Raw genomic sequence first — 25905 nt, 5'->3', positions numbered from 1 at the left:
GGCGGCCATGTCCGCAGCAGTCAGATGTCAGTAAACTGGGACGCATGACCGAGCAGGAACCTGCCCCGCTCAGGGCGGCTGCGGCTCCCGACGGCGTGGACACGTCCTTGCGCAGCCCGGAACAGCGGTCCCGCACGTTCGCCGGGATCCTGGCGAACACCGCCCTGGCCAACATCACTACCAGCTACCTCTGGTTCGCTCTGACGTTCTGGGTGTATCTGGAGACGCGCAACGTGATCGCCACCGGCGTGATCGGTGGCGCGTACATGCTGTTGATCGCCCTTTCCAGCATCAGCTTCGGCACCTTCGTGGACCGCTACCGCAAGCTGGCCGTGATGCGTTTCGCAGCCGGCTTCACCCTGGTGATGTTCATACTGTCCGGGGTAATGTTCCTGCTGACACCCGCCACCTGGCTGTTGGACCTGACGCAGCCGTGGTTCTGGCTCTTCGCCCTGGTCATCCTGGTCGGCGCGGTGGTGGAAAACATGCGCAATATCGCCCTCTCCACCACGGTCACCATCCTCATCGAGCCGGATCGGCGGGCGAACGCCAACGGGCTGGTAGGCATGGTGCAGGGACTGATGTTCATCGTCACGTCGGTGCTTTCCGGTCTGTCGGTCGGCCTGCTGGGCATGGGCTGGACGATTGCGGTCGCCTTGGCACTCACGGCGCTGGCATTCGCGCACCTGGTCACGCTGCGTATGCCCGAGGAGGTGCGCGCTGCTGCCACGGACGCACACGGCGGTTTCGACCTGCGGGGTTCCCTCGCCGCCGTGCTGGCCATTTCCGGGCTGTTCGCGCTCATCCTCTTTTCGACGTTCAACAACTTCATCGGCGGCGTCTACATGGCACTGATGGATCCCTACGGCCTCGAAATGTTCCCCGTGGAGCTTTGGGGGACGTACTTCGCGCTGGGTGCCACCGGATTCATCGTCGGTGGCGCGCTGATCGGAAAGTTTGGACTCGGGTCCAACCCGCTGCGCTCCATGCTCATCGCCGTGATCCTGATGGGCGTACTCGGTGCGGTGTTTACGCTGCGGGAGTGGGCATGGCTCTACATCGCGGGCATCTGGCTATACCTGGTCCTGGTGCCTTTTGTGGAGGCCGCGGAGCAGACCGTTATCCAGCAAGTGGTGCCCCTTCACCGGCAAGGCCGGGTGTTCGGATTCGCCATGGCGTTCGAGTCCGCGGCAGCGCCAATCACCGCGTTCCTGATCGCGCCCATCGCCCAGGTCTGGATCATCCCGTACGCGCGGTCCTCTGAAGGCGCCGCGCAGCTGGCCCCGTTGCTGGGCGAGGGCACGTCCCGCGGCATCGCGCTGGTGTTCCTGGTCGCCGGGATTGTCATGATCGCGGCCGCGCTGCTGGCGTTCCTGACTCCCGTCTACCGCCGGGTCTCGGCGACTTATGCGGCGACCGAAGCGCCGGCACGGACGGCGGGTTAACTGCGACGGCGACCGGCTACCGAATCGGGCCAGCCAGCGCTCGCGCGGCGATGTCGAGACGAGTGCTCGCTACGAGCCAGGATCAGGAGGGCCAGGAGGCCGAGGGCGGCCAAAATGATCGCGACGGTCAGCGGGCCGAAGACACCCAGCGTCGACTCCAGGGCCGCTGCGCCGAGCCAGGTGCCGATCGCGGTTCCGCCGTTGAAAGCAGACACCGCAATGGCGGCTGCGAGCGTGGGCGCTGCCGGGGCGAAGCGGACGGCAAGGCCGGTGCCGACGGGCGGAATTCCCATGCCTGCGGTGCCGAGCAGGAACATGAGTACGAAGGTGGCCACTGCATTCGTGGATAGCGGCACGAGCAACGCCATCGCGACGACCGTTCCAGCTGTGGCGGTGATGAACGTCGTGACCGGACGCGTGTCGGCGAAGCGTCCGGCGAGGTTGGTGCCGATGATGGCGCCGAGCCCGAACACCACGAACACCAGGGGGACAGCCCAGGACGGTAACCCGGCGCGGTCGGTGGCCAGCGGGGAGAAGTAGCTGAAGGCTGTCATGTAGCCGCCGGTGGCAAGAATGGTGGCGATGACGAGGACGGCCATGCGGCGGCTCGTAATCGCGCGCAGCTCGGCGCGAATGGATGGTGTGCCGCGGCCGGCGTCTGCGGGAGTGAAGCGTGCGATGACCGGTGACGCCAGGACGGCGAGGACTGCCAGTGCCCAGAAGGTTCCGCGCCAGCCAAGGAGTTGGCCGGCAAAGGCACCGAGCGGGACGCCGGCGACGGTCGCCAGACCTACCCCGCTCATCATGACGCCGAGGGCGCGTGAGCTGTTGGCCGGTCCGGCCGCGTGGGTGGCAACAGCCGCGGCGACGGACCAGAACGCACCGGCTGCCAGCGCGGTGACCACGCGGGCCATGAGAACAATCGCGAAGTCGCTACTGAGGGCTGCGATGATGTGCCCGGTCGCGAATCCAAGAAGCGCGAGGACGAGCGTGGCTCGCCGCGGGAGGCGCCGGGTGGCCAGGGCCATGACGGGCCATCCGATGATCATGCCGATCGCGAAGGCTGTGATCAGGAGGCCGACCTGGGCCAGGCCCACCTGCAGGTCTTCGGCCAACTCCTGGAGGAGTCCTGCCACAAGGTATTCGGTGGTGATCATGAGGAACGTGCCAAGCGCGAGCAGTGGCACGACGAAGGGCAGCCGTTGGCGTGTTGGCGCTGTCGAAGTGATGGACGTTGTCATTCGTTCGGTGGTTCCTTCGCAGGGGTCGGGTTGGGAGCCGGGAACGCTCCGCCCCTTCGACCATGCCGTACCTGTTTACCGCGCGGAAGGACCTGCTGAGACATGGTCTGACAGGTCCTGTTTCGCCCCGTTCGACTCTCGTAACGTCGAACAAAAGACCCCTAGAGAAGGAACCCCTGCGATGGAATACAACCGACTGGGTAACACCGGACTGAAGATCAGCCGGCTTGCGCTCGGCTGCATGAGCTACGGGGACCCCACCGCACCGAACGCACATTCCTGGGCGCTGACCGAAGACACCGCAGGGCCGTTCTTCCGGCAGGCCGCCGAACTGGGCATCACGTTCTGGGACACTGCCAACGTGTACCAGGCCGGCACCTCCGAGGAATTCGTCGGGCGGGCAATCACAGAGTACTCGCGGCGCGAAGACATCGTCCTGGCCACCAAAGTGCGCGGCAAAATGCACGACGGGCCAGGGGGTGAGGGCCTGTCCCGCAAAGCCATCCTTGAACAGCTCGATGCCTCGCTCACCCGCCTCGGCACGGACTATATCGACCTGTACCAGATCCACCGTTTCGACGACGGCACCCCGGTCGAGGAAACCATGGAGGTTCTCCACGACGTCATCAAGGCCGGCAAAGTCCGATACATCGGCGCTTCCTCAATGTACGCGTGGCAGTTCGCGAAGCTCCAACACGCGGCCGACCTTGGCGGCTGGACCAGGTTCGTGTCCATGCAGAACCAGTACAACCTGCTCCGCCGCCAGGACGAACGCGAACTCATGGCCATGTGTGCAGACATGGGCGTCGGCCTGGTGCCGTACTCACCCAACGGCAAAGGCCGCCTCGCACGGCCAGTGGGCGAACAGAGCACCCGCTCCACCACTGACAAGGTGGTCCAGTCATTCGACAGCGAACACGACGAGCCCGTCATCAACGCAGTACAGAGCCTGGCCGGCGCCCGCGGTGTGAGCATGGCACAAATCGCCCTCGCATGGGTGCTGCGCAACCCGATCGTCTCCGCGCCCATCGTCGGCGCGACCAAGCCGCACCACCTCCAGGAAGCGGTCGACGCCCTGTCCCTGGAACTCAGCGATGAGGAAGTCCAGACGTTGGAGGCCCCGTACGTCAACCAAGGACCAGCCTGGTACTGACGGACCTCAGCTACCCACGCCGCCCCTTGAGAAGGAACCTTCCGTGAACTCCACAACCACGGTCGCTGCTGCGCCGGGACTACGCCATTCGCGGGCCGCACTCTTCGCCGCCGTCACCGGCTTCTTCGTGATCACCCTCGACGCTGTTGTAGTCAACGTTGCCCTCCGCGAAATCAGCCTCGACCTCGGGGCCACCCTCACCGGGCTGCAATGGATCGTTGACGGTTACACGCTGCTGTTTGCGTCCTGTCTCCTATCTGTCGGAGCGTTCTCTGACCGGATCGGGGCGCGGCGCGCCTATGCCTTCGGCATGGCGGCCTTTGTCATCACGTCGCTCGCGTGCGGACTCGCCCCCACAGTCGCAGTGCTCATCTTCGCCCGGATTCTGCAGGGATCGGCGGTCGCGGTGATGCTGCCCGCATCCATGGCGCTGATCGGTGAGGCGTTCCCCGACCCGGCGAAGCGCGCACGCGCCGTCGGCATGTGGGCGATGGGTGGTGCGCTAGCGTCGATCTCCGGGCCTGTGCTCGGCGGGACGCTCTCCCTCGTCGACTGGCGGCTGATCTTCCTGATCAACCTTCCGGTGGGCGCCGTGGCGCTGATCGTGCTTCGCCGGGTTCCGCGGTCTGCGCACCGATCCGTTCCGATCGACTGGGCCGGCCAGCTCACCGCTGTCACCGCCATGGGCGTCCTGACCTATGGTGCCATCGAGGCTGGCGCGGTCGGGATTACGGCCCCGCAGACGCTCACAGCATTCGCTGTTGCTGTCGTGGCCGGAGCAGGCTTCATCGCAGCAGAGCGCCGCGGTCAGCACCCGATGGTTCCGCTCCCGCTCCTTCGCGACCGCACGATGGCCGTCTCGATCGGCGTCGGTTTTTCGTACATGGTCGGATACTTCGGCCTGCCCTTCGTCATGAGCCTTTATGCACAACAGGAGCGCGGCCTCTCACCCGTCGAGACAGGAGCGGTCTTCGTTCCGATGATGCTCGGAGGTGCGGTTCTGACACCGTTCATCGCCAGGCTCTCCTAACGCTTCGGCGCCCGCACCCTCATCGCCAGCGGAATGACAGTCATGGCCGCAGGACTCGCAACCATCGCGTTCCTCCCGGCGGCGATACCGGTCTGGGTCCTCGCCGCTGTGATGATCCTGGTCGGCCTCGCCGGCCCGCTGGTCATCCCGACCATCACCGCCGTGCTGCTCAACAGCTTGGACGCGAAGCGCGCCGGCACCGTCAGCGGCATCTTCAACACAAGCCGCCAGATTGGCGGAGCCCTGGCCGTCGCGGTGTTCGGGTCCCTGCTGGCCCGCTCAACAACATTCCTGCAGGGCTTCTCCACCAGCCTGCTGATTGCTGCCGGCATGGCGCTCGCCATGGCAATCGTTGCGACCCGCCTCCCGCGGCAATGACTGACAACAGGCTCCGGGAGGGCCTGGCAGGTCCTGGTTCGGCAGCTCCTGCCCGGCATCAAGGATCCGGGCCTACCCTTGGAGATATGGATTCCCGGTCTGAGATCAGCAGCTTTCTCACCTCCCGCCGCGCCAAACTCACACCGGAGCAGGCAGGTGTCCCGCTATACAGCGGCAGCCGCCGCGTCCCCGGCCTGCGACGCGAAGAGGTAGCGCACCTCGCCGGCGTCAGCGTGGACTACTACGCCCGGCTCGAGCGCGGCAAGATCTCCGGCGCATCCCGCGAAGTCATGGAAGCAATCGCTCGGGCACTGCAGCTCGATGAAGACGAACGCGACCACCTCCTGGACCTCGCCAGCCTCACCCAACGCCGGTCCCCGCGGCGCAAACCCTCCAACCGCACCACTGTCAGGCCAGGCATCCAACGCGTCCTCGACTCCATCGACGCCCCGGCTTTTGTGCAGAACGCACGCCTGGACCGCCTCGCCTCCAACCGGATTGGCCGCGCACTGTACTCGCTGCCCGAGAACGGATCACGGGACCGATTCAACTACGCTCACTACCTCTTCCTGGACTCACGGGCGCCACGATTCCACCGCGACTTCGACACAGCCAAACACAACGTCGTCGCACTCCTCCACGCCGCGACGGCCCGGGACCCCTACGACAAAGAGCTCATCCACATCATCGGCACCCTCTCAACCCAAAGCGAGGAGTTCCGCGCGCTCTGGGCCTCCCACGACGTCTTCCGTTACCGGTCCGGGGCCAAGATGCTCACGCACTCCGCCGTCGGCGATCTCGAATTCGGCTACGAATCATTCGAACTGTCCACCGACCCTGGCCTTGTCATGCTCGTGTACACCGTCGAGCCCGGATCCCCGACCGCCGACGCCATGCGGATTCTCGCCAGCTGGACGGCCCCCGCTATCCACGCTCAATAGTCCCTGCCGACCATGAAGGGAAAACCCGGTCAGAATGCCGGGCGGAATGGCGCGTCGAAGAGATGATAGTCCCGTGCCATCGTTTCCTATCAAAAGGTCCCGCCATATGGTAGCTGTCCCGGAAGGCCGGACCGGGTACGAACATCAGATGGTGACGCCGTCAGCCTGAAATCAGGTCCGCGTGCTGCACCGCTACGACGTTCGGGTGGGCCCGAAGCCGGTAGCGAAGGGCGTTGTCCCCGTACGTTTCCAGAATCGGGCTGTTCGTCGGGTCAACCGACAGGCCGCGGGCTTTGGCCTGAAACTCAGGGCTCACCGCGAGCTGGGGCATCTTCGCATCCAGCGCCGGGTTATAGAAGAAGGGTAGGGAGATCCGATCGGTGCCGCGAGGCGGCGAGATCACGCGATGCAGGGTCGCCTTGAGGTAGCCGTTCGTGGCCAGCTCCAGCATCTCGCCGATGTTGACCACGAAGGCTCCGGGCACCTGAGGGGCGTCGATCCATGTCCCCTGGTACTCCACCTGGAGGCCGCCCTTGCCAGGTTCCACCAGAAGGAGCGTCAGCACCCCGCCGTCGCGGTGGGAGCCCACCCCCTGCCCGGGTTCCTCGTGGGATGACCCCGGATAACGCACAACCTTGAGCACCGGGAAAGCCCGTGCGGCGAACGCGTCATCAAAGGCGTCTTCGGGCGCCCCGAGGGACACCGCCAGGGCCCGCAGGAGAGTCAACGAGACGGCACTCAGCCGCTCCATCCACTCCGCGGCGATCCCTCGCATTTCAGGCAGCGCCGCCGGCCACAGGTTGGGCCCTTCGAGGCGCCAATAGTCCGCGACGCCCGGACCCGGCGCCACCGCGGGGCGCTCAACTCCGATGTCGATCTGCTCGCGCCAGTCGACGGCGCCGTCGGTGAGTTCGCCGCCGACGCGGGTGTAGCCACGGAACTGGGGGCTGTGGACATTCTCAATGTCGAGCTTCTGTTCTTCCGGCAACTCGAAGAAGCGGCGGGACACGTCCAGCATGGCGTCCGTGAGCTCCTGCGGGATGCCGTGGCCGGCCAGGTACAGGAAACCGACCTTATGCAGGGCGTTGCGCAGCTCGTCACGGAACTGCGCCGCCTCCTCCGCGCCCGAGTTCAATCGGGAGAAGTCGACTACGGGCAGTGTTTCGAGTGGCAACGTCTCGAGTCCTTTTCAGCGAACTGGCAACCCCGTGCAATTATCTGCTTCCATGGTACGGCCGGGCCACTGCGTTGGGCAGGCCAGTCACGAATATCTGCGTCCCGACCGGGTTGCTAGAGGTAGTCGCCGGCCCGCTCGCGGGCGATTTCCAGCAGGGTGGAGTGGAACGCCACCTCAGCAGGGGCGTAGACCTTGTCCTCACGCTGCGCCAGCAGTACCCGCCGCAGCGGGGCGGCGGAACCCAGGCTCAGCACCTTTACGTCAGGATGCTGGAGCGCCACGGCGGTCTTGGGCACCATGGCCACACCCATTCCCACGCTGACCATGGCCTGGGCCTCCTGGTAGTCGTTGGCCAGGAAGGCAATTTCCGGCTCGAATCCGGCGTCGTGGGCGGAACGCTGCAGAACCTCCACTACCGGGTGGGCCTCCGCACGCACGATCCAGGACTCGTTGCGCAAGTCCTCCATGCTGACCTGCTCGCGGTCGGCGAGCGGGTGGCTGCGGGCCACCAGGATCACTGTGCTTTCCCGGAAGACCTCTGTTACGCGGATGGAATCGTCCCGGAAGGGGTTCCAGGGGTAGTCCCAGAGCAGGCACAGCCCTGTGACCCCGGAGTGCAGATCCGCCACGAGTTCATCAAAACGTGCGCTGCGCAAGGACAGTCCGATGGCCGGGTAGCGCTTCTTGAACGTCCGGATGACGAGGGGCAGGAAGGACCCTGCCAGGGTTGGGAAGGTTCCCACGGTCAGTGACCCGCGTTTCAGGCCGGCGATCTGGTCCAGGTCTGACCGGGCTGCCTGCATCTGCCAGACGATCTTGCGGGCGTGGCCGGCCAGCACCTGGCCGGCCTCGGTGGGCACCACACCGCGGGAGCGGCGATTGAGCAGAGGCTGCCCCACCTCCTGTTCAAGCTTGCGCAGTTGCTGCGAGACGGCCGAGGGCGTGTACATCATCAGCTCGGCCGCGGCCGTAATGGATCCCTGCTCCACCACCTCAAGCAGCAACGCGAGCCGCCTTATGTCGAACAAATCCTGCTTCTCATCATTAAGCAACGCTTCACCCTTCTGCAAACTTGGTTCATTCCCTGCCGGGAGACGACATCGCCCCGCGATGCCGGTGGCAGTCTCCGGGACGCGGGAAGAAAACAGTGGGAATAATCCCTTGGGCTCTCCATGAATTAAGTAACTCTACATCCCCCCTCGAAAATCCAACATTGTCTAAAATTGTGATCTGGCTCAATCTCTTTTCAGGCCCTCATCCAAATCTGAGGCACGAGGAGAAGTGGGAACCACCATGAAGATCGAAGCGCAATGGATGCGCGGAGGCACCAGCAAGTGCTGGGTGTTCGAAGCAGAGCACCTTCAGGAGGGCGGCACCAGCCTGGACGTGCTACTGCCGCGGCTGTTCGGCAGTCCCGACCCCCGCCAGATCGACGGCGTAGGCGGGGCCACCTCGACCACCAGCAAAGCCGTGATCCTGCACCGGCCGGTCGGCGACGACGTCGACGTCGACGTCGAGTACACCTTCGCCCAGGTGGGCATCGAAGAGGCCGCCGTGGACTGGGGCAGCAACTGCGGGAACGGCTCAGCCGTTGTGGGCCTGTACGCCATCGAGAAGGGATGGGTGCTCCCCAGCGGAGACGTCACCCGGATCGTAACCCGCAACACCAACACGAACCAGATCATCGTCCAGCGCGTGGCCACCCCCGGTGGTGCACTGGCCAGCGTTCCGGACGCGCGGATGCCCGGTGTGCCGTTCCCCGGCCACCCTGTAGGGCTCGGTTTCCAGGACCCCGCCGGCAAAACCACAGGTGCGTTGCTGCCCACCGGCGCGGCCACCGACACCATCACCGCGGGGGGAACCCGCTGGACAGTCTCCATGGTCGACGCCGGAGCGCCCGTGGTGATTGTCCGCGCCGAAGAACTGGGCCTGGACCAGGCCCGGTACGACAGCTGGGGCGCCAGCCTGGAGCTACAGCTGGACACCCTGGAGCAGATCCGGCGTCAGGCGGCGGTGCGGATGGGGCTGGCCCCCTCCACCGCTGAAGCGGCACGGGCCATACCCAAACTCGCCATCGCCGCCGCCCCCGCGGCCACGGATCAGACCTGCGACGTCAACGTCATGATGCTCTCCATGGGCAAGCCCCACCCGGCGCTGGCCATCACCGGCAGCATCGCACTGACTTTGGCGGCCCGCACCCCCGGCACCGTGATGCACGGCATTACGGGTGACACTCCGGGGAGCAAGCTCCGGCTCCGCACCCCTGCCGGAGTGATCGAGACGTGGAGTCAGGAGCATAACGGGACGCTCCTGGTCGGCGTCGACCGCACAGCCCGCACCATCGCCACCACCATCATCCATCTCCCCGAGGTTCCCGGCAGCGCCGTCGCCGCCTTCCTCGCGGGAGCCACTCGCTGAGGAGACCACCATGACCAAGACTGAGAACCGCACCGCCGCCGCTGCGGCCGAGACCCGTGACAAGGGTCCCAAGCGTCCAACCCGTCGCCGTATCCTACTGGTGGCGGTGGCCGCCGGTTTCGCGATCCTGGCGTTGATCGCCCTCCTGCTGGGGGGTGACATGTTCAACCCGGCTGCTACCTCGGAACCGGAGCACACCATGACAGCAGTCCAGATCATCCCGCTCGTCATCCTCGTCGTCATGTTCGTCGTCGCCACGAAATGGCCGCTGAACATCGGGGTAATGGGGCTGGTCGCCTCCTTCGGCGTCGGCTACTTCATGCTTGGAATGACCGACAAGGAAATCCTCAAGGACTTCCCTGCCAGCATCGTCCTGACGATCATCGGAGTCACCTACTTCTTCAGCATGGCCCAGCGCAACGGCACCATCGACATCATCGTCCAGTCCTGCGTGCGCCTCGTCAGGGGCAAGACAATGCTGCTCCCCTGGGTCTTCTTCCTGATCGCTGCCGCGCTGACGTCACTGGGCACCTTCTCGCCCGCCGCCGTCGCACTGCTGGCACCGGCAGCCATCGGGTTTGCCTACGAGTCCCGCATCCATCCTGTCCTGATGGGTGCCTTCATCATCAACGGAGCCCACGCCGGCGGTTTTTCCCCGCTGTCCGTGGCCGGTGTGCTGGTGCACGACATCGCCCTTAAAAACGGCTTTCCCATCTCCCAGGGCGCACTCTTCACTGCCAGCTTCGCCCTGAACCTCATTCTTTCCGCCCTGACCATCGTCCTGTTCGCCCTGATCGGACGTCTCCGCGACGGAATAGGCGGCCAGCAGGCCGACGTCGACACCGCCCGAACCATCCGGCCTCGCGGACAGCAGATCCTTACCCTGGCCTTGATCGCTGTCATGCTGCTGTGCACCCTTGGCTTCCACATGCCGATCGGCTTCGTCGCTCTCTCCGCCGGACTCCTGCTGGCACTGGTCAACATCAAGGAACACCGGACCTTCATCGGCGGCGTCTCCTGGTCCACCGTCCTGCTGGTGGCCGGCATGATCACCTACGTCTCACTGCTCCAGCATGTAGGCGTCATCGACACGCTCGCCGAGCAGGCCCTGGCGCTGGGCGCACCGCTGCTGGTCGCACTGGTCCTCTGCTACGTCATCGGAGTCGGCTCAGCCTTCGCGTCCTCCACGGCATTGCTGACCGCGTTCATTCCGCTGGCCGGTCCGCTGCTGGCCACCAGTTCGCTGAGCGCTTCCGGAACTGTCGCGGCGCTTGCCATCGCTGCCACCGTGGTGGATGTCTCTCCGTTCTCCACCGACGGTGCGCTGGTTGTCGCCAACGCCCGGGAGGACGACCGGCAGCGCGTCTACAAGCAACTGATGGCCTATGCAGGCGGAGTAGTGCTGGCGGCCCCGGCCCTGGCCTGGGTCCTGCTGGTACCCACCGGCATCATGTGACGGGCCCCGCACCTCATCCAACGGCCTGGGCGAGGCCGATGAGGGAAAGCTGCCTGTCCCGCATACCGCCGGACTCAGCATCCGGCACGCGTGCTGCCGTTCCCGCACTTCATCGCAACAGGTAGCCCGAAAGACGGGCGCGAGAACTGCGCAGCACGCAGAGGAGGCGGGGTGACCACGAGGTCGCCCCGCCTCCACTTTCCGGATCCCCGATACCTGAACCAGAGCTGGCCACTGTCGTTCCGGAAAACCACACCGCTGTAGAACCAGGTGAGGTCCTCAAAGTCAGTCCCGGCTGAAATCGATTTAGGCCTGGGTACTCTTCAGCCGGGGAAAAAGCGCCTCGGAGTTGTTGCGGTCTATCGCTGTGCGCAGGATGGGGTCAAGCGGGTAGTTCTCGTACTGCGCATTCTGTAACCCGACCGCCATCGACGGGGCGAAGGGAAAGTCAGTGCCGTACGTGATGCGGCCGGGGTCAGCGACCTCGAGCAGGCTGGGTAGCGCCGACGGGCTCGCGGACAGGGCGACGTCGTAGTAAAACCGCCGCAGGATTGATTGCTTCTCGTCTATCAACGCTGCCAACGCGCTGAGGGCCAGCTCTTTGTCGTTGAGCATCGTGAGCAGGATCCTGAAGGCGATGTACGGCACGAAGCCGCCCGCGTGGGCCAGGAGGAACCTGATTCCCGAGTACTTCTCCATCGCGCCGGACAGGATCAAGCTGATAGCGGTGCGGGTAGTGTCGAGCAAGAAATCCGCGGCGAAGGCGGGGATGCCCGGCACCGCCGGAGCGGGGAGCTCGCCAGGGTGAATGAACACTACGGCGTGCCGGTGGTGCAGGAACTCCAGCAGAGGCTCGAAGTCCGGATCGCCGAGGTAGCGGCCCTCATTGTTGGCCAGCAACACGATGCCGTCCGCATGCAGGCTGTCCAAGGCGTATTGCGCCTCCGCCAAGGCGCCTTCCACGTCCGGCAGCGTAAGTGTCGCGAAGAACCCGAATCGTGCCGGCCTTCTGGCTACGACCTCTGCGCTGTACTCATTGACCTCCCGCGCCCATCGCCGCGCCTCCAGAGCATCCCCAAGGTAGACACCGGGCGTGGACAGGGACAGGATGGCCGTCTGCACATCGTGGCTGTCCATGAACTTCAACGCGGAGTGCTCCGACCAGGACGGCAGGCGCAAACCTCCCGGGCGGATGCCCTTCCCGTTGAGCCAACGCGCATACTCAGGCGGAACGATGTGCTGGTGAGTATCAATACGGTGCGGCCGACTCATCCAGATCCCCTGCCCAACGTACTCTGTGCGCCGACCCAAGCCCTTCAAGATCAGCAGATGCCAACAATCTACTCGCTGTCCTCAGGTCCGGCTTTGTATAAAAGATTTGTCTTCCTAAGAGACTTTCGCGTGCCATATTCTGGGCACGCCGGCCTGCGGCCGAAGGTGATCAAGGCGGAAGGCAGTACGCAAGACGTTTGGAAGGGACCAGCCATGCTGATCTGCGCAACCTGCGCCGTCGAACGCGACGAACCTGCCCCGGAGCTCTGCCCGATCTGCACCGATGAGCGGCAATACGTGCCCGAGGACGGACAAAAGTGGCTCACGCTGGACGCGCTGGCCCAGGAGGGCCAGCAGATATCGCTGAAGGAGAATGAGCCGGGACTCATCGGGATCAGGACGGAGCCAAAGGTCGGGATCGGACAGACCGCCCAGCTTGTGGTGACACCCCGGGGTTCGCTGCTATGGGATCCGGTCGGATATGTCGACGACAACGCTGTGAAGGCAGTGCTCGAGCGAGGCCCGGTCCTGGCGGTCGCGGCCAGCCATCCCCACATGTTCGGCGTGCAGGTCGAGTGGTCGCACCGGCTCGGTGGCGTCCCGGTCCTTGTGGCGGACGCAGACCGGCGATGGCTGGGCCGCCATGATCCGATGATCGAATACTGGGCGGGCAGTCACAGTGTCGCCGAAGGGTTGACCCTCCACCAGACCGGTGGGCACTTCCCGGGTAGCGCGGTGGTGCACTGGGCTGCAGGAGCGGGCGGCCGAGGAGTTCTGCTGAGCGGTGACAGTGTGTATCCGAATCCGGACCGTCGCTCCATCGCTTTCATGCGCAGCTACCCGAATCATTTGCCGCTTTCCGGTGCGGTGGCCTTGCGAATCGCGGCGCAACTGGAGGACCTTGAGTTCGACCGCATCTACGGCAACTTCAACAATGCAATCGCGTCCGGAGCCAAGGCCGTTCTGCACGATGCAGCCCAACGGCACGCTGCCTGGGCGCGAGGCGACTTCGACCACCTGACCTAAGCGTCCATTTCCCCGTGAGCTCCAGTTGGGTGTCGAGTAGAGGGTCATGCTCGCCCTTACAGTAACTAGGGTGAGCAGCAGAATCAGCACGTACGAGGCATGGCAGCGGCTCCTTGACGGCAACGAGCGTTTCGTTACGGGAGCTTCGCTGCACCCGAACCAGAACGCCTCCCGGCGCAGCGAGCTGGTGAACACCCAAAATCCGTTCGCGGTCATCTTTGGCTGCGCGGACTCCCGCCTCGCCGCGGAGATCATCTTCGACGTCGGTCTCGGCGACGTTTTCGTCGTGCGCACAGCCGGACACGTGATCGATGACGCCGTTCTCGGCTCGCTAGAGTACGCGGTCTCGGTCCTCCATGTCCCGCTGGTTGTTGTTCTCGGGCACGACAATTGCGGCGCCGTCACGGCCGCGAAGGAAGCCGTCGAAACCGGGGAGTCGCCCCTCGGCCACATCCGCGACCTGGTAGAACGGATCACACCGTCGGTGCTGAGGTCGATGCGAGAGGACAAGACCGAGGTCAACGACATGGTTGTCGAGCACGTCAAGCAGACCGTCCGCCGGCTGCTGGACAGTTCACGGATGATCTTCGACGCAGTGGACAACTACTCCGCCGCGGTGGTCGGCGTCGCGTACCGGCTGGAAGAGGGCCGGGCGCAGCTCGTCTCCACGGCCGGCGTCCTCTAAAGCCGGCGAGGCATGCACCTGCGGGTGCCTGGTTTGGTCCGCGTTATGCGACGCTTTCCAGGAGCCCGGCCCGGGACGGCACGCCGTCGAAATACCCGCCCTTGAAGAAAAGCAGCGGCTCCGCACCGTCCCGCGCGCCAAGGGCACGGACCGCCCCCACCACAATGGTGTGGTCGCCGCCGTCGTACTCCTGGTGCAGTTCGCAGTCCACCCAGGCGAGGGCCTGATCCAGCACCGGATTGCCCAGCGGTGACGCCGAGAACTCCACACCGGCGAATTTATCGGTCCCGGAGCGGGCAAACTGGGCCGCAAGATGCCGGTGCCCGGCAGGAAGAATGTTCACCGTGAAGCGACCGGCCTGCCGCAGCAGCGGCCAGGTACTGGAACTGCGGGCCGGACTGAAGGTGACCAGGGCCGGATCCAGGGAAAGGGACGAGAAGGACTGGCAGGTGAAACCCGCGGGCCCGTTATCCGTCGCGGCCGTAATCACCGTCAGCCCGGACGCAAAATGGCCCAGGACGTGACGCAGGCGCTGCGGCGTGAGATCAAGGTGGTCGGTCATGTTTTTTCCTTTCAAGGCCGGTAGACCAAACCAACCACCCGCCCTGCACCGCGTTCAACCGGGGCTGAAACGCACCGACGCGCAACGCAACCTTGCTTCACGGCCCGAAGCACAAGGTAACGAACGGGGCCGTGATCCGACGTCCAGGGGAAACGGAACCGACGTGCGTTGCTGGCCCGGGGACTCGGGCCCGGCGTATCGTGGACATCGACGGATTGAGGGTGAGCGGGGGCCGCGTCGTATGGCCAACGATGGTGAACGCAACGAAGCGCAGACGAGAAGCGTGGCGCTTGTGACAGGCGCGAGCCGAGGCGTAGGCCGGGGCGTCGCGCTGGGCCTTTTGTCGGCGGGCTTTCGTGTGTACGGCACGGGGCGCTCAATCGACCAGGCGGATCTGCCGAGGGAGGTTCGGCGAGTGCGCTGCGACCATCTCAACGACGAGGACACCGCCCATGTCTTTGAAGTGATACGATCCGAATGCCGCGCCCTCGACCTCGTCGTCAACTGCGCCTGGGGCGGCTACGAGAAGATGGTCGAAGGCGGTGCGTTTACGTGGACTGTGCCGTTTTGGGAGCAGCCGATGCACCGCTGGAGCGGCATGATGGACGCCGGCGTCCGCGCGGCCTATGTTTGTTCGGCGCACGCGGCGCGCATGATGACGCCGCGGCACCGCGGCCTGATAGTCAACATCAGCTTCTGGGCCGCGCAGCGTCACCTCGGCAACACTATCTACGGCATCGCAAAGGCGGCGACGGACAAGATGACGTCCGACATGGCGGTCGAGCTGAAGCCGTTCGACATTCCGGTGATCGCGCTCTACCCCGGCCTGGTTCGAACCGAGGCGGTTCTGGCGGCTGCGGAAAGTGGCGCGTTCGACCTCTCGACCAGCGAAAGCCCCGAGTTCATCGGCCGCGTGATCAATGCACTGTTCCGCGACCCGAACCTGATGTCGCGCACCGGCCGGGTGCTCGTTGCCGCCGCGGCAGCGAAGGAGTTCGGCGTACTGGACATCGATGGAAGTTCGCCGCCAGTCCTTACTCTTGCGGACATCTGATTCGGTGCCTGGGCCGGGTCGAGGCCCTCGCCCCGACGTCTGGGCTTGTCAGCCCGCGCTCAGCTTCGCCGCAGCGGACAAGACCGAGGTCATCCCAGCAGAGTTCGGACGTCAGGGCAGACCATCCCTGCTGGACCCAATTCCGCCTCATCGCGATAAACTGGACCGATCATGATCGGTGCCCCGCTCCGTCGTCTTCTGATCTGGGTAGTCATCCTGGCGACCCTCCTCTCGGCCTGTACGCCCCCGACCAGACTCGATGAGACCACCACCGGTCAACCAATCCAGACCGCTTCAGCGCCGCCAGCCGCCCCCGTTCCCCTGCTGACCCCGTCCCCGGACCCGACATCGATTCCCGCGCCGCCCCCGGTGCCCCAAGCGTTCGCCCTCAACCTCTACCGGGAGGGGGACTTCGTCCCGCAGTACACGTTTGAGTGGTGTGTGGCGGCGAGCATCCAGATCATGCACAACCTCACCGACGACGCACGGGCCGGCACATGGGCCGATAGTGCCCAGCAAGGTGAGCTCTGGGAGATGGCCCGGGCACGGTCGTTCAACTCGTTCAACGGTGCCAACCCCTTGGGCTGGGCGCAGGTGCTGAACGAGCTCGGGATGGGGCCGTACGCCGTCGTCAGCGTCGCTGACTACGGCGAAGCGCTGCGGACCGCGGCGCATGCCATCGCCGAGACGGACCGGCCGGTCGGGCTGGTCCTGTGGCGCGGCCGCCACGTATCGGTGATGAGCGGCTTCGAATCCCTCGGCGATCCCGACCAGTTCCCGGAGTTCTCTGTCACCGGAATCCGCGTCCAAGATCCGCTCTACCCGTACGGCGGCGTGCAGTGGGGACCGTCCCCGGCGCCCAACAGCCTGCTCACCCCCGAGCAGTTGGCCACGCAGTTCGTCGTCCGCGAACCGCGGCGCTGGAGCACCGATCTCCCGACCGGCTACCTGCTGGTGCTGCCGGTCGCCAAGGCCTGACCGGAACTGCAAGGAAGAATCCGGCGCTCCTGAAACCTGAGAAGTGCCGGACGTAGATGGTTGCAGACAAATCACCCGAGGAGGTCTCCATGACAGTCGCTTTCAACCACACCATCGTCTATGCAACGGACAAGCAGCGCTCGGCAGGGTTCCTGGCCAGCGTGCTTGGACTGCCGGCACCCCAAGCCATGTGGTCCTTTGTGACCGTTGCGTTGGACCATGGAGTGACCCTCGATTTCGCCACGACGGACCGACCGATCTCCCCGCAGCACTACGCCTTCCTGGTCAGCGAGGAGGACTTCGACGGAATTTTCGCCAGGATCCAGGCCGAGAACGTCGCCTACTGGGCGGACCCGGGACGGTCCCGCCCGCAGCAGATCAACCACAACGACGGCGGACGCGGCGTCTACTTCGCGGACCCTGACGGGCATTTCCTGGAGGCGATCACACGTCCGTACGGATCGGATGGTGCTTGACAGCAGATGCGGTCAGCCGAAGGCTTCCTTCGCCTGGGCACGAATGGCCCCAATCACCGGTCCTGACCCCTGGATGCGGTACACATCGATTGGCTTGGATCCCAGTTGCGTGTTGTGGCTGCACATCCAGACCATGGCCTGGGCAGGTGTGAAAGCACCGTGGAGATGACCTACCAGAGCGTCGAGGTCCGCCAACTGAAGCCTGCCATGCACGTCCGGCGCATCCTGGGCAGATGCCCAGCGTTCTAGGAGTTCTTCGCTGACCCCCAGCAGCGGTGCCGCGGCGTCCGCGCCCAACGATCCAATGAGCCGTTCGGCGATGGCCTTCGGGCTGTAGCCGGGGCGTCCCTCAGCTCAGAAAGGCTGGCAAAAGCGGTGGTGACAGACAACGCCGGTTCTTCAGCGCTCATGTGCTGAACCTGTTCCATGACTCAGTCTTGTCCTTTGGCGTCCCGTTGGACTAGGGCCACAGGACCTCCTGGGCCCGGGCGGCCGTTGACATTCCGGCAGGACGGCTCGCTTTCTTCTGCCGGCCCGTCAACCGACGCAAGGCCCTGAGCTAGGCTGAACGCGTTGATTCCCGTGGATCCGCATCAGGGATGGAAAGTGCAGATTCGACAATGGGGGCTTGGGCAATGATCTGGCTGGGAACAGCGGCGGTGCTGGGGCCGTGAGCGATTCCGTCGAACCGGGGCGCTCAATAATCAGACGGGCTTGGCTGTGCATTGCCGGGCTGATGAGCGTTGTGCTTGGGCTGAGCATTCGCACATTCAGCGATGCGGCATGGACAGGTCCTGCAGGCGATGGCCTGTACGCGGTAATGGTCTATGTTCTCGTGGCAATCGTGATTCCGTCGAAGTCCAAGGCATTGATTGCGGCCGCTGCCCTTACTGTCTGTGTCATGATCGAGCTCTTCCAGCTCACTGGTCTTCCTGCCGAGCTCGGGCAATCTTGGCCACTCCTTCGGCTGGTCCTTGGAACCACGTTCGGCACCGTGGATTTGCTGGCATACACCGGTGGTGCTGCAGTCGCCTACATCGTGGACCGGATGTCGGCCACGGTGGTTGGCTGCCGTCGCCACCACTAGACGCTGGACAGAAGGTGCAGAATATCCCTATGAGCGATGGTTCGGGCTTCCCTGCCCTCGACGCGACCGACCTGGATCCGGAAGCGGGCCGGCTCCAAGAGGCTGGCGTTCGACTGGTCATCGGATCGATGGTGAACGCGGCCGGAATCACGCTTGCCAAGAGCGTCCCGGTGGCCCGGCTTGGCGCCTTCCACCGGGCAGGCATGGGTGCCGCTCCGGTCTGGCATGTGTTCTGCATCGACGGCGAAATCGCCTTCACGGACAGCATCAGCGCCGTTGGTGACCTGCGCCTGAGGATCGATCCCAGAGGGTTGCGCAGTCTCGGCGGAGGCCTGGCGTGGGCGCCCGCGGACATGTTCCGCCAGGACGGGAGCCGGGATCCGGCCTGTCCGCGTGGCACGCTGGCACGCGTCCAGGAGCGGGCCGGGAACGCCGGCTATCAGGCACTCGTGGGCCACGAGCTGGAGTTCGTGCTCGTCGCCACCGACGGCACGGCGCTCGACGACGCCCCCTGGGCTCCGTACGGGCTGACCGGCTTGCTTGACCGCGAGCAATTCCTGGCCGAGTTGCTGGCCGCCCTGAAGGATTCGGGTGCCCAGGTTGAACAGCTTCACGCTGAATACGGCCGCAACCAGTTTGAGCTCTCCCTCGCCCCGAATGATCCACTCGCAGCAGCGGACACCGTGGTGCTGGCAAAGATCATCATCGGCAGGGTCGCCCGTGCACACAAGCTGCAGGCCTCCTTCTCTCCCGCACCCTTCCCCGGCTCGGTCGGCAATGGCGCCCACCAGCACTTCTCCTTCTCCCGTGGCGGTTCACGCCTCTTCAGCGGCGGCGCCGGCCCGTACGGCATCACCGAGGAGGGCGGAGCCGCGATCGGCGGAATCCTCCGGGGGCTTCCCGAGGTGCAGGGGTTGCTCACCGGTTCCATCCTGTCCGGTATCAGGCTCGCGCCCGGAGCATGGTCCGGTGCCTTCTTGTGTTGGGGCCTGGAAAACCGTGAAGCATCGGTCCGTTTCGTCGAAGGCGGTGTGGGAAACCCCCACGGGGCCAGCGTCGAAGTCAAGGTCATTGACCCGTCCGCCAACGTATACCTGGCCTCCGCCGCCATCCTGGCCCTCGCGCTCGAGGGCATCACCAGCGGCAGTCGCCTGCCCGATGAAGTTCCCGGCGACCCAACGCGCCTCACCGCGGCGGAACGGCAGGCTGCGGGGATCGGCACCGTGTCGGACTCGCCGTCGGCCATCATCACATCGCTGGCCAACTCCGCCTACGCCCGTCGGCTGCTCGGCAGCGAGGTGGTCGACACCACCGTTGCGGTGCGGCGCCATGAGCAGGAGACGCACGGGGCCAAGGACCACAGGGAACTGGGCGCCCTCTTCCGCCTGGCATGGTCAATCTGATGGCAGAGTCTTTCGCCGGGTTTGTCGAAGACGTGAAGCTCATCGACCATCACGTGCACGGCGCGTATGGGGTCGATGGCGACGAAGAACGCTTTCAGAATTCGCTCAACGAGGGCAACAGCGAACTCCTCGCCGAACCCTCGACGGCCTACGACTCCCAGCTGGGGTTCGCCCTCCGCCGCTGGTGCGCCGAGATCATGGACTTGCCCCGGCAGGCCACGGCCGAGCAATACTGGAAGCGCCGCACCGAACTGGGCGAACTGGAAATCAGCCGACGGATGACCAGGGCGGCCGGAGTCAGTCACTGGCTGATCGATACCGGGTTCAAGACCGGGGCCCTGCTCGATCCACCCGGGATGGCGGAAATTACGGGGGCCACGGTCCACGAGATCGTGCGACTGGAAGCCCTCGCCGAAACCCTGATCCAATCGGACCAGGACCCGGGCGGCTACGTGGACGCGTTCACCGGGCTGCTGGCCGGCCTTCCCCCTATTGTTGTGGGAGCGAAGTCAGTTCTTGCCTATCGGGCCGGCTTCAAGCACGACCTTAGCCGGCCGGCCGACAGCGACGTCGCTGAGTCCGCGAAGATGTGGCGGCAGCGGATGGAGTCCGGTGGGGCGGTGCGCCTTGATGACCCCACCCTCATCTGTTTCGGCCTGCACTGCGCCATCTCACTCGGGCTGCCACTCCAACTCCACGTCGGATTCGGGGACCGCGAGCTGGACCTTGATAAGGCAAACCCTTTGCTTCTGCTCGAGTTTCTCCGGTCTGTGGAGGCCAGCAAGGTTCCCGTCCTGCTCCTGCACTGCTACCCGTTCGAGCGTGAGGCCGGCTATCTCGCCCAGGCCTTCGACAACGTCTACCTCGACGTCGGCCTGGCGGTGAACCATCTCGGCGCCCGTAGCCGGAGCCTCATCGCGCGCTCCTTCGAACTCGCCCCATTCAGGAAAATCCTCTACTCGTCCGATGCCATCGGCCCGGCTGAACTCCACTACCTCGGCGCGCGGCTGTGGCGCAACGCGATCACAGCCATCGTCGGCCGATGGATTGACGATGACGAGTGGTCGGAGGCAGATGCCCGCCGCGTTGTGGAGCTTGTCGCGCGGGACAACGCCCGAAGGGTCTATGGACTGCCGTAACGGCCATCACCGGACCCGAAGATGGCACCATAGGGATATGGTTCCTGCTCACGGTTTTTCCGGCCTCTTTCGGCGTCCCCAACCCATCAAGCCCAAGGCCGGTCAAGAATCGGTGTGGGACTACCCGCGTCCGCCGAGGGTCGAGCCGCGATCCGAACGAGTCATCGTGAGACTCGGCGGGCAGGTGATTGCCGACACCACCGACGCGGTGCGCGTCCTGGAGACCAGTCATCCGCCTGTCTACTACCTGCCAATGGAGGCGTTCCCGGCCGGCGCACTCGTCCCGGCCGGAGGCACCAGCTTCTGCGAGTTCAAGGGAGAAGCGCATTACTTCGACGTTGTTGCCGGCGGAGTCACTGCTCCCCGTGCCGGATGGACCTACCCGGAACCCACCCGTGGCTTCGAGGCGCTCAGCACCCGGGTGGCCCTCTACCCCGGTTCCATGGATTCCTGCGAGGTCAACGGCGAGCAAGTGACCGCCCAGGAAGGCAACTTCTACGGCGGCTGGATCACCCAGCAGATCGTTGGGCCGTTCAAGGGTGCCCCGGGTACCGCCGGGTGGTGAGGACATCCCTCTTGCGCGCCCGCGGGACTTGCCCGGCTTGCCAGTGCGCTGCGGGCGTTAGTGCTCGGTCCCTGCCGCAGCAGCCTTCCTGGCGTTCTTCTCGGCGTCCTTCTCGGCGCGCAGAGCCTCCGCGTCGTGCTGTTCCGCGGCTTTTTCCTGGTGAATGACCTGAGCGAACAGCTTCTCCATCTCCTTGGCCACGCCAGCCGCTGAGGCCGGGTTCTGACCGGTCACCAGCCGGTCGTCAACCACGACCTTCTCCTCAAAGACATCAGCGGAAACGTGGGTGGCGCCCTGTTCCACAAGTCGGTCAGCCAAAAAGAAGGGGATCACTTTGTCCTTCCCTACAGCCACTTCCTCGTCGTTGGTGAAGGCTGCCACCTTCCTGCCCTCGACGAGGCGAAGCCCGTTCTCCAGTTCCACGTTCAGCAGGCCGGCCGGTCCGTGACAGACCGCGCCCACCAAGCCGCCTGCGTTGTAGACGCTGGCTACGAGGTTCTGCAGGCCTTCGCTGTCCGGGAAGTCCCACATGGTGCCGTGGCCGCCCACAAGGTATACGGCGTCGTACTGGTCGGGATCAACGACGTCGACGCGGGCGGTGTTGTAGAGACCGGCTCGCGTGGCCTCGTCCTCCGTGAAGGCGACCTGGATGGGATCTTCCGAGTCCACCTCGTCGCGCGGGGGCTGGCCTCCCTGGATGGAAGCGAAGTCGACGAAATGCCCGGAATCCTTGAAGACCTTCCAGGGATGTGCAGCTTCGGCCACGTTGTAGCCGGTCTTCTCTCCGGTATCGCCGATCTCGGAAACGCTGGTCAGAACCATGAGGATTTTTTTCATGAAGTGCTCCTTTTGTCTCACTTCCACCCTACGCCCAGACCAATTCAGGCAGGCACAGACGGCGGCCAGAGACAGAGGACCCCTAAAGCCGGACGCCGGGTAATTCCCAGCGCACGCCCGAGTCAGCCAACCGCTTTCTCGACGAGCGCACGAATCTTGGCCTCCGTCGCAGCATCCAGCGAGGTGATGGTCCACGCGATTGGGTGCATATGGGCACCCTCCTCCCGTGCGGGGTTCACAACTTCGCCAAAGCCGAATGCGATGAAGTCCTTATCCGGCTTGATGTAGCAGATGTCCTTACCGTCCTTCACATAGAACGGCAGTCCCCAGCGCACGATCGGCTCTAGCGAGGGCGCGCTCTCCCGGATGATGCCTGTGCAGGCGTTCCCCAATCTCACGGTACTGTGCGGGTGCTTCACTGAGCTTGCTGAGAACAGCCGCGTCACCCTTCTTTGTGAACATAGTGCCCACGCCTCCTTCAAGCTGTCTTCAGGCAATTATTGTGACCGGCCTCTGACTGCCGTACCCATGATGTGATCGTACGCCCACCCAAATCGAATAGACCCGGCGCAACAGCCCGCGCCCGGGGTAGCGGTTTCATTCCGGCCGGATCCTGCCGGTCCTCAGGAAATCAGGAAATCAGGTTGAGCGTGAGTTCCACGGCGCCGAGGAAGAGTGCCAGAACCGACGTGCCAAGCCCGGCCACCAGGAGCAGGCCGGGGTGGGCGAGACCCACCACAACGCGCCGGAGTTGGGGCGAATCCCGCAGGAACCTCTTGGGCAGCCGCGAGCCTTCCGGGTTCTGGCGCCAGCCGCGTAGACGGCGCAGGAACCACGCACAGCGCACAATGAGGGCCATCCACAACACCGAGACAACCAAGGGGACCGCCGCAAGGAGCAGGTTGAACCCCAACGACGTGACCTCACGCTCCGAGTTCCCGGCCAGTGCCTGCACCGTTGTGGAAATCGAGGCGCTGGCCACCACGGAGAGGCCCCACACCAAAAACGCTGCCGTCAGCGCGAGGAACCGGACAAAGAAGTGGGCGAGAACCGATTCTTTCTGCGACTTGAGGTAGCGGCGGGGTGTCGCATGGAGAACGACCACAGTGCAGGCCAGTGTGGGCAGCGCAGCCATCCCCACAAGCACGTACCAGGTCCAACCGGCCAGGTCCACGAACTCGTCAACAACGATCAGCAACGCCCAGAACCCCGTCCACGTCCAGCCAGCATGCAGCGGATTCCGGACTAGCCAGGCGGGCAGCCGCTGAGGCAGCGGGACAGTCGGCGCGGTAGAGGGCCGGGAAACAGGATTCCGTGCCCTCCTGTTGGCGGGCGCAGCAGCAGCCGGACCGACGCCGACCGGGCCGTCCGTCGGGGCCCCGGGATTGCCGTCCGGCGGGGTTTGTTCCCCTCCAGCCATGCTCATGGGCTCACTGTAGCGGGAGGCGGGCCCGCCGTCGTCCGTCCACGCTGTTAGGTACGGCGCAGGGGCAGCGGAGATTCGCTGGGTATCGCTAAACGGGGCGCCGGATGCCCGCGCCAGGATCTGTCTGCGAGCAGTGTGTACTGTACTGATATGGCTTCTCCGCAGACGCTAAGCCAGGCCGAGCGCCGCGTCGTCGCGACTTGGGCCGCCGACTGCGCCGAGCGGGTCGTCGCCCTATTTGAGGCAGAGGCACCGGCGGATGGTCGCCCCCGCGACGCCATCGCCCGAGCCCGGGCCTTCGCTCGCGGTGAGCTCAGTGCCGCCGAGGAGATCCGCCGGCGGTTCGTTGCCGGCCGTGCCGCACGAGAGGTGACCAGCCCTGCTGCGGTGGCTGCCGCCCGGTCTGCAACGCAAGCCGCAGCCGTCGCCCACATGGGCGCGCACGCCTTGGGGGCAGCCGCGTATGCCGCTAAAGCGGCCGGACTGGCAGCGCCCGACCGGTCCCTGACGGTCGACGACGAGGTCCGCTGGCAACTCGATCACATGACTGCCGAAGTCCGCTCCGCGCTTCGGCAGTTGCCCCCTCTGGGTGGGAATTCCGCCGGTCCGCTGGGGTCGGGACTCCTCGCGTCTGGAATCCTTGCCGCGATCATCCGAGCGATCCAGTCCGACCTGGCTCGCCCTGACCAGCCTGGCTCCTCCAGCTGAATCTGCTGCAAACAAACCGTCCCCTAGGGTTCAGCGCTTCCCGCCCCCGACACCCGGCACGGACGCGACCTGCTTCATCCACGCCGCAATCTGGCGTTCGTCGATGTCCTCGATGGATTCGAGCTCCACGCCCCGCGTCGACTTGCCCATCCCGACCGGTGTCACCGGCGGTACAGGCTCGAGCGCCGCGCCATTGACAAACATGAGTTTTACATGGCCCGCAAAACCGCCGCAGCTGAAGCACCACCCGTCGCCAACCCCGTAGTACGACATACCCCACTTCACTGAGCGCCGGAGGCCGGGCAGCGTCTTTGCCGCCAAGGCATCCACCGTTTCGGCAATGCCGCGCTGCGGCTGGGGCAGGCTGGCGATATAGGCGAAGACCGGCTTGTCCCCGACGGCCGCTTTCGCGGGGCTGGCCCTGCCGGTCATGGCTTCCGGCAGCGTGATGGCTGCATCGCCATCTGCCGCTGCGCGCGCGGCCGGCTTTCGGGCTTCGCTCTCGCTGATCTCCCCGCTCGTCATGGAGAGCATTATTCCGCACCAGCGCGAGAAGGCGAAGCGACTATCTCCAGGGTGGCGAGGGCTCCGCCTCCCCCGAGAACCGATCAATGTGGCACCTGCTTCCTGAGCGTTCTCCTTCGGTTCCTAATGACCTCCACTGAGCCCCAGTAATTCTGGGCAGAGCGCTGGGCTAGGCTGAATGGGAAGATTCCCCTGTTGCCGCACTCGGGGGAAATGCAGCTTCGTCAACGGGGGGGCTTGGGGCAATGATCTGTGTGCCAACAGCGACGGTGCCGGGGCTGTGAGCTGTACCGTCGTACCGGGGCGTTCAAGAATCAGACGGTCCTGGCTGTGCATCGCCGGGGTGATGAGCGTTGTGCTTGGGTTGAGCATTCGGACGCTCCGTGATGCGGCGTGGACGGGTCCTGCAGGTGATGGCCTGTACGCAGTTCTGGTCTATGTTCTGGTGGCCATCCTGATTCCGTCGAGGTCCAAGGCACTGATTGCCGCCGCAGCCGTCACGGTCTGCCTGATGATCGAGTTGTTCCAACTCACCGGCCTTCCTGCCAGTCTCGGAGAATCCTGGCCACCCCTTCGTCTGATCCTCGGAACCACGTTCGGCGCCGCGGATGTGTTGGCCTATGCCTGTGGCGCTGCCGTGGCGTACGCGGTGGATCGAACGACGGGCACGGTGGTGGACTGCAGCCGCTATCACGGGCCGCTCACGATCCAAAGTTTGGTTCGGCGCTCCGACCCAGCGGTGAGTCCCGTATCAGATCGACGCACAAATCTGACGGACAGGCGATGATTGGAGTGCCGACGTCGGTCGATCACTCGTCAGATCGGAGAAGCCCATGCTCAAGGCCCTGCTATGCAAGCTGAACATTCAGCACGACTGGCACCTCGAACACGCCGAAGACGGCTCCCTGTATAAACGTTGTCAA

Annotated in this window: 27 protein-coding genes and 1 pseudogene; 18 read left to right on the top strand and 10 right to left on the bottom strand. The window is 65.0% G+C overall.

Annotated elements, in window-relative coordinates; genetic code table 11:
* The first annotated feature begins 44 nt into the window (after window positions 1-44).
* Window positions 45-1445 (top strand): MFS transporter, encoded by a 1401-nt coding sequence (locus ACSQ1X_RS09725; protein WP_436057514.1) that lies wholly within the window; start codon window positions 45-47, stop codon window positions 1443-1445.
* On the opposite strand, the gene ACSQ1X_RS09720 is transcribed toward ACSQ1X_RS09725, so the two are convergent.
* A complete protein-coding gene (locus tag ACSQ1X_RS09720) occupies window positions 1442-2686 on the bottom strand; it encodes an MFS transporter (protein WP_436057513.1) in 1245 nt (414 codons plus the stop codon). The two genes, ACSQ1X_RS09725 and ACSQ1X_RS09720, sit on opposite strands and share 4 nt — an antisense overlap.
* A gap of 181 nt (window positions 2687-2867) precedes the next feature.
* Here ACSQ1X_RS09720 and ACSQ1X_RS09715 point away from each other — a divergent pair, with 181 nt between their 5' ends.
* The 4 genes and pseudogenes from ACSQ1X_RS09715 (at window position 2868) to ACSQ1X_RS09700 (ending at window position 6188) form a co-directional block, all read left to right on the top strand.
* A complete protein-coding gene (locus ACSQ1X_RS09715; protein ID WP_436057512.1) occupies window positions 2868-3839 on the top strand; it encodes an aldo/keto reductase in 972 nt (323 codons plus the stop codon).
* A 43-nt stretch (window positions 3840-3882) separates the two neighbouring features.
* Entirely contained in the window at window positions 3883-4869 is a 987-nt protein-coding gene (locus tag ACSQ1X_RS09710; RefSeq protein ID WP_436057511.1) for an MFS transporter, read from the top strand.
* A gap of 12 nt (window positions 4870-4881) precedes the next feature.
* A pseudogene (locus ACSQ1X_RS09705) lies at window positions 4882-5247 on the top strand (MFS transporter); the annotation flags it as partial.
* Window positions 5248-5333: 86 nt separating this feature from the next.
* On the top strand, window positions 5334-6188 hold the full coding sequence (locus tag ACSQ1X_RS09700; RefSeq protein WP_436057510.1) for a helix-turn-helix transcriptional regulator: 855 nt from the start codon (window positions 5334-5336) through the stop codon (window positions 6186-6188).
* Window positions 6189-6348: 160 nt separating this feature from the next.
* On the opposite strand, the gene ACSQ1X_RS09695 is transcribed toward ACSQ1X_RS09700, so the two are convergent.
* Together ACSQ1X_RS09695 and ACSQ1X_RS09690 are read right to left on the bottom strand one after the other, a co-directional pair.
* Window positions 6349-7362, bottom strand: a complete 1014-nt coding sequence (locus ACSQ1X_RS09695; RefSeq protein WP_436057509.1) for an isopenicillin N synthase family dioxygenase — start codon at window positions 7360-7362, stop codon at window positions 6349-6351.
* Between the two features lie 116 nt (window positions 7363-7478).
* Window positions 7479-8417, bottom strand: a complete 939-nt coding sequence (locus tag ACSQ1X_RS09690; RefSeq protein WP_436057508.1) for a LysR substrate-binding domain-containing protein — start codon at window positions 8415-8417, stop codon at window positions 7479-7481.
* A 241-nt stretch (window positions 8418-8658) separates the two neighbouring features.
* Between ACSQ1X_RS09690 and ACSQ1X_RS09685 the strand changes: the two genes are divergently transcribed.
* Together ACSQ1X_RS09685 and ACSQ1X_RS09680 are read left to right on the top strand one after the other, a co-directional pair.
* Window positions 8659-9783 (top strand): PrpF domain-containing protein, encoded by a 1125-nt coding sequence (locus ACSQ1X_RS09685; RefSeq protein WP_436059311.1) that lies wholly within the window; start codon window positions 8659-8661, stop codon window positions 9781-9783.
* A 10-nt stretch (window positions 9784-9793) separates the two neighbouring features.
* Window positions 9794-11239, top strand: a complete 1446-nt coding sequence (locus ACSQ1X_RS09680; protein WP_436057507.1) for an SLC13 family permease — start codon at window positions 9794-9796, stop codon at window positions 11237-11239.
* A 306-nt stretch (window positions 11240-11545) separates the two neighbouring features.
* Here the strand turns inward: ACSQ1X_RS09680 and ACSQ1X_RS09675 are convergent, their stop codons facing one another.
* Window positions 11546-12511: an amidohydrolase family protein gene (locus ACSQ1X_RS09675; RefSeq protein ID WP_436057506.1), complete on the bottom strand. Its 966-nt coding sequence runs from the start codon at window positions 12509-12511 to the stop codon at window positions 11546-11548.
* A 213-nt stretch (window positions 12512-12724) separates the two neighbouring features.
* On the opposite strand from ACSQ1X_RS09675, the gene ACSQ1X_RS09670 reads away from it, so the two are divergent.
* Window positions 12725-13537: a hydrolase gene (locus ACSQ1X_RS09670; protein ID WP_436057505.1), complete on the top strand. Its 813-nt coding sequence runs from the start codon at window positions 12725-12727 to the stop codon at window positions 13535-13537.
* Window positions 13538-13607: 70 nt separating this feature from the next.
* Window positions 13608-14222: a carbonic anhydrase gene (locus tag ACSQ1X_RS09665; RefSeq protein ID WP_436057504.1), complete on the top strand. Its 615-nt coding sequence runs from the start codon at window positions 13608-13610 to the stop codon at window positions 14220-14222.
* Window positions 14223-14265: 43 nt separating this feature from the next.
* Here the strand turns inward: ACSQ1X_RS09665 and ACSQ1X_RS09660 are convergent, their stop codons facing one another.
* Window positions 14266-14784 carry a flavin reductase family protein gene (locus ACSQ1X_RS09660; RefSeq protein ID WP_436057503.1) on the bottom strand — a complete coding sequence of 173 codons (519 nt, stop codon included), beginning with the start codon at window positions 14782-14784 and terminating at the stop codon, window positions 14266-14268.
* Window positions 14785-15025: 241 nt separating this feature from the next.
* Between ACSQ1X_RS09660 and ACSQ1X_RS09655 the strand changes: the two genes are divergently transcribed.
* The 3 genes from ACSQ1X_RS09655 (at window position 15026) to ACSQ1X_RS09645 (ending at window position 17292) form a co-directional block, all read left to right on the top strand.
* A complete protein-coding gene (locus tag ACSQ1X_RS09655; protein WP_436057502.1) occupies window positions 15026-15838 on the top strand; it encodes an SDR family NAD(P)-dependent oxidoreductase in 813 nt (270 codons plus the stop codon).
* Window positions 15839-16009: 171 nt separating this feature from the next.
* Window positions 16010-16816 (top strand): hypothetical protein, encoded by an 807-nt coding sequence (locus tag ACSQ1X_RS09650; RefSeq protein WP_436057501.1) that lies wholly within the window; start codon window positions 16010-16012, stop codon window positions 16814-16816.
* Window positions 16817-16905: 89 nt separating this feature from the next.
* A complete protein-coding gene (locus ACSQ1X_RS09645; protein WP_436057500.1) occupies window positions 16906-17292 on the top strand; it encodes a VOC family protein in 387 nt (128 codons plus the stop codon).
* Window positions 17293-17304: 12 nt separating this feature from the next.
* Here ACSQ1X_RS09645 and ACSQ1X_RS09640 read toward each other — a convergent pair whose 3' ends face one another.
* A complete protein-coding gene (locus ACSQ1X_RS09640) occupies window positions 17305-17589 on the bottom strand; it encodes a hypothetical protein (protein WP_436057499.1) in 285 nt (94 codons plus the stop codon).
* Window positions 17590-18028: 439 nt separating this feature from the next.
* Between ACSQ1X_RS09640 and ACSQ1X_RS09635 the strand changes: the two genes are divergently transcribed.
* The 4 genes from ACSQ1X_RS09635 to ACSQ1X_RS09620 are packed head-to-tail and all read left to right on the top strand — an operon-like array spanning window position 18029 to window position 21486.
* Window positions 18029-18379 carry a DUF2809 domain-containing protein gene (locus ACSQ1X_RS09635; protein ID WP_436057498.1) on the top strand — a complete coding sequence of 117 codons (351 nt, stop codon included), beginning with the start codon at window positions 18029-18031 and terminating at the stop codon, window positions 18377-18379.
* Window positions 18380-18408: 29 nt separating this feature from the next.
* A complete protein-coding gene (locus tag ACSQ1X_RS09630) occupies window positions 18409-19782 on the top strand; it encodes a glutamine synthetase family protein (protein WP_436057497.1) in 1374 nt (457 codons plus the stop codon).
* Window positions 19782-20921 carry an amidohydrolase family protein gene (locus ACSQ1X_RS09625; RefSeq protein ID WP_436057496.1) on the top strand — a complete coding sequence of 380 codons (1140 nt, stop codon included), beginning with the start codon at window positions 19782-19784 and terminating at the stop codon, window positions 20919-20921. Before ACSQ1X_RS09630 ends, ACSQ1X_RS09625 begins: the two co-directional genes overlap by 1 nt.
* 37 nt (window positions 20922-20958) lie before the next feature.
* Window positions 20959-21486 (top strand): DUF427 domain-containing protein, encoded by a 528-nt coding sequence (locus ACSQ1X_RS09620; protein ID WP_436057495.1) that lies wholly within the window; start codon window positions 20959-20961, stop codon window positions 21484-21486.
* Between the two features lie 57 nt (window positions 21487-21543).
* On the opposite strand, the gene ACSQ1X_RS09615 is transcribed toward ACSQ1X_RS09620, so the two are convergent.
* The 3 genes from ACSQ1X_RS09615 to ACSQ1X_RS09605 form a co-directional block, all read right to left on the bottom strand.
* Entirely contained in the window at window positions 21544-22323 is a 780-nt protein-coding gene (locus tag ACSQ1X_RS09615) for a type 1 glutamine amidotransferase domain-containing protein (protein ID WP_436057494.1), read from the bottom strand.
* Window positions 22324-22445: 122 nt separating this feature from the next.
* On the bottom strand, window positions 22446-22820 hold the full coding sequence (locus ACSQ1X_RS09610; protein ID WP_436057493.1) for a DUF1801 domain-containing protein: 375 nt from the start codon (window positions 22818-22820) through the stop codon (window positions 22446-22448).
* Window positions 22821-22954: 134 nt separating this feature from the next.
* Complete coding sequence (locus ACSQ1X_RS09605) at window positions 22955-23749, bottom strand: hypothetical protein (protein ID WP_436057492.1); 795 nt, start codon at window positions 23747-23749, stop codon at window positions 22955-22957.
* Between the two features lie 135 nt (window positions 23750-23884).
* Between ACSQ1X_RS09605 and ACSQ1X_RS09600 the strand changes: the two genes are divergently transcribed.
* Entirely contained in the window at window positions 23885-24457 is a 573-nt protein-coding gene (locus ACSQ1X_RS09600; RefSeq protein ID WP_436057491.1) for a putative immunity protein, read from the top strand.
* 30 nt (window positions 24458-24487) lie between these two features.
* Here the strand turns inward: ACSQ1X_RS09600 and ACSQ1X_RS09595 are convergent, their stop codons facing one another.
* Window positions 24488-24982 carry a DUF1801 domain-containing protein gene (locus tag ACSQ1X_RS09595; protein ID WP_436057490.1) on the bottom strand — a complete coding sequence of 165 codons (495 nt, stop codon included), beginning with the start codon at window positions 24980-24982 and terminating at the stop codon, window positions 24488-24490.
* A gap of 346 nt (window positions 24983-25328) precedes the next feature.
* Here ACSQ1X_RS09595 and ACSQ1X_RS09590 point away from each other — a divergent pair, with 346 nt between their 5' ends.
* Window positions 25329-25769, top strand: a complete 441-nt coding sequence (locus ACSQ1X_RS09590) for a DUF2809 domain-containing protein (RefSeq protein WP_436057489.1) — start codon at window positions 25329-25331, stop codon at window positions 25767-25769.
* The last annotated feature ends 136 nt before the right edge of the window (window positions 25770-25905 follow it).

Source organism: Arthrobacter sp. LjRoot78, assembly GCF_964254335.1.
Classification (GTDB): domain Bacteria; phylum Actinomycetota; class Actinomycetes; order Actinomycetales; family Micrococcaceae; genus Arthrobacter.
Note: the sequence above shows the minus strand (reverse complement) of the source record. Positions and strands in the feature narration are given on the sequence as shown.